Below are 4,933 nucleotides of genomic sequence, written 5' to 3'. Positions count from 1 at the left end.
CGGCGGCCCGCGCGGCCCGCCGGGCCAGCATCGTCGTCGACCGGCCGTCGAGGTACGGCAGGACCACTGCCTGCCCGCCCCACGCGCGCAGCGTCTCCGCCTCGGGCAGCTCCTGCACGGAGTAGTCGCCGCCCTTCACCCACACGTCGGGCCGCAGCCGGGTCAGCAGCTCCTGCGGGGTGGCCTCGTCGAACACCGCGACGGCGTCGACGCTGCCGAGCGCCTGGAGGACCCTCGCCCGGTCCGCCACCGGGTTGATCGGACGCCCGGGGCCCTTGAGGCGGGCCACGGAGGCGTCCGAGTTGAGGCACACGATGAGGCAGTCGCCGATCCGCCGGGCGCTCTCCAGCAGCCCGACGTGCCCGGCGTGCAGCAGGTCGAAGCAGCCGCCGGTGGCCACGACGGTGCCGCCGCGCGCCCGTACCCGCTCGGCGACGGCGAACGGGTCCGTCGCGGGGGCCTGCCGGACGGGCGGGTCGGGTTCGGTGCGCCACAGCGCCGGGTTCCCGGCGCCGCCCGCCGCCACGAACGCGGCGGCCTCGGCGACCGCCCGCTGCAGCGCCTCCTCGGGCAGCGCCCCGTCGGCGAGCGCGGCGGCGGTCGTCGCGGCGAAGCAGTCGCCCGCGCCGCACGGATCGCCGCCCGCCCGGTACGGCGCCGGGACCAGCATCGGCGTGCCCCCGGCGGGCCGGGTCAGCAGCACCCCGCGCTCGCCGAGCGTCACCGCGACCCCGGCCGCCTGCCAGCGGTCCGCGAGCCGCGAGCCGCGCTCGGCGTACGCGCGCAGCGACTCCCCGTCACCGGGGCACAGGCCGCGCGCCTCGGCCGCGTTCGGTGTGACGAGCCGGGCGCCCGGCACGGGCGCCTCGCCCTTCGGGTGCGGGTCCCACACCAGCGGGGTGCGCGGGACGACGGCCTCCAGGTGCCGCCGTACGGCACGCGCGGTGTGCCGGCCGTAGTCGGCGACCAGCACGGCGTGCGCCTCGGCCAGCGCCGTGCGCACCGCCTCGTCGGGCTCCCCGGGCTCGGGCTGTCCGGGTTCGCCGCCGCCCCGGTCGATGCGGACCAGCGGACGGCCGCCGGCCAGCACCCTGGTCTTCACGGGCAGGGTGCCGCGCAGCGGGATCTCCACCAGCCGGACCCGGCCGCGCAGCTGCCGGCGTACGGCCTCGCTGGCGGCGTCGTCGCCGAGCGCGGTCACCAGGACGACCTCCCGCCCGCCGCGGGCGGCCAGCGCGGCGGCCAGGCCGGCCCCGCCGGGGTGGCGCCGGTCGTCGGTGACGTCCACGACGGGTGCGGGCGCGTCCGGGGCCAGCCGGGTGGCGACGCCCTCGACGTCCTCGTCGAGCAGCACGTCCCCGACGACCACCAGCCGCCGCGGCCCCGTCACGGCATCCTCCCGGCGACGGTGGCCCGCTCCCGGACGGCGGCCTCGGTGCCGAGGGCCGCGTCGAAACCCTCGCAGAGCAGGTGCACGGCGACCAGGTGGGCCTCCTGCACGGTGGCCGTGGTGTCCGCCTCGACGCACAGCGCCTCGTGCGCGGCCTCGGCCAGCGGGTTGGGGGCGGGCCCGGTCAGCGCCCACACCCGCAGCCCGGCCCGGCGGCCCGCGACGGCCGCGCCGATCAGGTTGGCGCTGCGGCCGGAGGTGGACAGCAGCACCAGCACGTCCCCGGGGCGGCCGTGGGCGGCGACCTGCCGGGCGTACACCTGGTCGAAGCCGTAGTCGTTGCCGATGGCGGTGAGGCTGGAGGTCTCCGCGTGCAGGGAGATCGCCGAGAACGCGGGCCGCTCGTGCCGGTAGCGGCCGACCAGTTCGGCGGTCAGATGCTGGGCCTGGGCGGCGCTGCCGCCGTTGCCCGCGGCGAGCAGCCGGCCGCCGGCGGGCAGGACGGCGGCGAGCCGGCCGCCCCAGTCCGCGAGCCGGCCGAGGCCGTCGGTGCGCAGCCGGACGAGGGCCTGCTCCAGGGACCGGCAGTGCAGCCGGGCGGCGGCGAGTGCAGGGGATTCGCTCATGCTGGTCGGGCGTACCGCCTCGGGACGACGGCGGCGGAACCCGCACCTCCTTCGAACGTCGGTGCTCGCAGCGGTGACAGGCGGGCGGTCGGTGCTCCCTCGGAGCCCTGGCGGCCGGTGCTTCCCCGGGCGCTCGCTCAGACCACCTCCGTCACGGCCGGCGCGGCCTCCAGGACGGCGCAGTACGCCGCCTCGGTCTCGGCGGCGACCCGCGCCCAGGTGTAGCGGCGCAGCACCCGGCGGCGGCCGGCCGCGCCGCACGCCAGGCGGGTCTCGGGGCGGCCGAGGAGATCGGCGGCCGCCCGGGCCAGCGCCCGCGGGTCGCGCGGCGGCACGAGGCGGCCGGTGCCGGGGTCGGCGACGGTGTCGAGCTGGCCGCCGACCGCGCTGGCCACCACGGGGACGCCGCAGGCCATGGCCTCCAGCGGCACGATGCCGAACGGCTCGTAGTCCGCCGGGCACAGCACCACGTCGGAGCCGCGCAGCAGCGTCGGCACCTGCCGGCTGGGCACTCCGCCGGTGAACCGGACCCGGTCGGCGACACCGGCCCGGCGGGCGATCTCCCGCAGCCGCCGTACCTCCGGGTCGTCGTCGAGCCCGTGTGCGGGCGGGCCGCCGGCCACCACGAGTTCGGTGTCGGGCAGCAGGGCCAGCGCGGCGATGGACACCGCGGCGCCCTTGCGCGGGACCAGCCGCCCCAGCTGGAGCAGCCGGTAGGGGTGGGGGCCGTGCGGGGCGGCCGGACCTTGGGGGGTGAACAGCTCGGTGTCGACCCCGCAGGGGACCACGCTCACCTTGTCGGAGCGCACGCCCATCCGGGCGAGTTCGGCGACCTCGTCCCGGCAGGTGGCGATCACCCGGTCGCAGCCCAGGCCCACCTCGGTCTCCAGCGCGATGCGCTGCGGCGGGCTGGTGTCGGCGAGCTGCTGGTGGCGGCGCTTGACCGTGCCGAGCGCGTGATACGTGTGCAGCAGCGGCAGGTCGAGGGCGCGCACCGCGTGCAGCGCGGCGAGGCCGGACATCCAGAAGTGCGAGTGGACCAGATCGGGCGGCCGGGACCGCCACACCCGGATCAGCTGCCGCCCGAACTCGTCCATGTGGGGCAGGAGTTCATCCTTGGGCAGTGGCTCGGGCGGCCCGGCGGGCACATGGTGCACCTCGACCCCGTCGCGCAGCGGCACCCGGTCGGGCAGCTCCCGGCTGTCCCGGCGGGTGTGCACGGTCACCCGGTGCCCGCGGTCGGCGAGCGCGCCCGCGAGCGCGGCGACGTGCACGTTCTGCCCGCCCGCGTCCACCCCGCCGAGCGTGGCGAGCGGGCTGGCGTGCTCGGAGACCAGCGCGATGTCGAGGGAGCCGGGGCCGCCGGCGTCCGGTGCTGCGGTCAGGGAACCGACCGATGCCGTCATGAGCGCACCTCCGTCATCACGCGCTCCCAGTCGTTGAGGAAGCGCTTGAGCCCGTACCGTCCGAGGGCCGCCTGGCGGGCCCGTGCCCCGTCCTCGGCCGCCGCTTCGGGCTCCGCGAGATAGCGGCGGGCGGCCTCGGCCAGCATCTCGGGGCGGGTGGACAGCACGCCCGCGCCGGGCGGGACGGCCTCCACGGCCTCCGTGGTGGCCAGCGCCACCACCGGCATGCCCAGGTGCATGGCCTCCAGCAGGGACAGTCCGAGGGAGGTCCAGCGCACCGGGTGCACGTAGAGCCGCCGCTCGGCCATCGCCGCGTGCAGCTCGTTCTGCGGCAGGTCCAGTGCCCGGCAGCGATCCCCGGGCAGTCCGAGGTGGGCGGCGAGTCCTTCGGTGCGCATGCCGAAGACGTCCAGCGGCGCGGCCTCGGCCAGGGCGGGCAGCAGGTCGGTGCCGGTGTACCGGCCGCGCCGTACGGGTTCGTTGACGACGACCGCCGCGCGGGCGAGCCGGCCCGTGTACCGGTGGCCGGGGTCGACGATGCCGTGCTCGATCACCTCGGTGCGGGTGGAGCCGTTGTCCCAGAAGAGGCGGTTGAAGTGGGTGACGTGGACGAGGGTGAGGTCGTCGCGGTCGGCGAACGGGTGCCGGGTGTCCGGTACGCCGCCGTCCGGGGCGTTGTGCTCCAGGTAGACGGCGGGTACGTCCCGGCCGGGGCGCCGGCCGCCGAGCCAGCGTTCGGCCAGCTCCAGTTCGTGCGGACGCTGGAGGACGACCAGGTCGACCTCCGCCTCGCGCAGCTCGTCGGGGGGCAGTTCGCGCACCGAGGCGGGCCAGGAGAAGGTGCGGGCCCGACCGCGGCCGTCCGGGCNNCTGGACGAACGCCGTCGTCCAGGAGCCGTGCACATGCCACAGGAGAATGTTCACCCGGTCACTCCTTGCTCGCTTGCCCCTTTTGTCACAGTTGTCTGGTGAGCCGTCTTTCTTGTCTCCGTCAAGTTATTCATCCCGACCGGTCGGTCGGTCGTGCGGCCGCCGCTCAGCTCGGCCACCGCGGCCAGCACCTCGGCGTCCCCGATGCCGTCCAGGCACGGATGTCCCGGCGTGGGACAGCGGCGCGCCCGCGTCCCCGCGCAGGCCGCCCGCTGATCACCCAGCAGCACGAACGGCACCCCGTACGGCCGCCACCGCTCGGCCGGCACCACGGGGGCGAACAGCGACACCACCGGAGTGCCGACCGCCGCGGCGAGATGCGCCGGACCGGTGTTCCCGGTCACCGCCACCCGCGCCCGGGCCAGCACCCCCGCGAGCTGCCGCAGGTCCGTGACCCCGCCCAGGTCCAGCGCGTGCCGCCCCGCCACCCGCGCGGTCAGCTCACGCTCCCCGCGCCCCCCGGTGACCACCACCCGGTGCCCCTCGGCGGCCAGCGCCGCCACCGCCCGCGCCGCCCGCGCCGGACTCCACGCCCGGGCCGGTACGGCGGCGCCCGGGTGCAGCACCACATACGGCTCGTC

The 4,933-nt window shown here is 77.3% G+C and carries 4 protein-coding genes and 1 pseudogene; all 5 read right to left on the bottom strand.

The annotated features are described in order from the left end of the window. The coding region (gene rfaE2, locus CCN42_RS27300) for a D-glycero-beta-D-manno-heptose 1-phosphate adenylyltransferase (RefSeq protein WP_086739588.1) at positions 1-1,390 on the bottom strand (1,390 nt) is incomplete at its 3' end. Next, positions 1,387-2,016: a D-sedoheptulose-7-phosphate isomerase gene (locus CCN42_RS27295; RefSeq protein ID WP_086739586.1), complete on the bottom strand. Its 630-nt coding sequence runs from the start codon at positions 2,014-2,016 to the stop codon at positions 1,387-1,389. The genes CCN42_RS27295 and rfaE2, both read right to left, overlap by 4 nt. Before the next feature lie 137 nt (positions 2,017-2,153). Then, positions 2,154-3,422 (bottom strand): glycosyltransferase, encoded by a 1,269-nt coding sequence (locus tag CCN42_RS27290; protein ID WP_086739585.1) that lies wholly within the window; start codon positions 3,420-3,422, stop codon positions 2,154-2,156. Continuing rightward, a pseudogene (locus CCN42_RS27285) lies at positions 3,419-4,346 on the bottom strand (glycosyltransferase). The gene CCN42_RS27290 and the pseudogene CCN42_RS27285 overlap by 4 nt, the downstream one beginning before the upstream one ends. Continuing rightward, the coding region (locus CCN42_RS27280) for a glycosyltransferase family 9 protein (RefSeq protein ID WP_143662023.1) at positions 4,343-4,933 on the bottom strand (591 nt) is incomplete at its 5' end. The gene CCN42_RS27280 and the pseudogene CCN42_RS27285, both read right to left, overlap by 4 nt.

It is taken from the genome of Streptomyces glaucescens (assembly GCF_002154375.1).
GTDB classification, from domain to species: domain Bacteria; phylum Actinomycetota; class Actinomycetes; order Streptomycetales; family Streptomycetaceae; genus Streptomyces; species Streptomyces glaucescens.
Note: the sequence above shows the minus strand (reverse complement) of the source record. Positions and strands in the feature narration are given on the sequence as shown.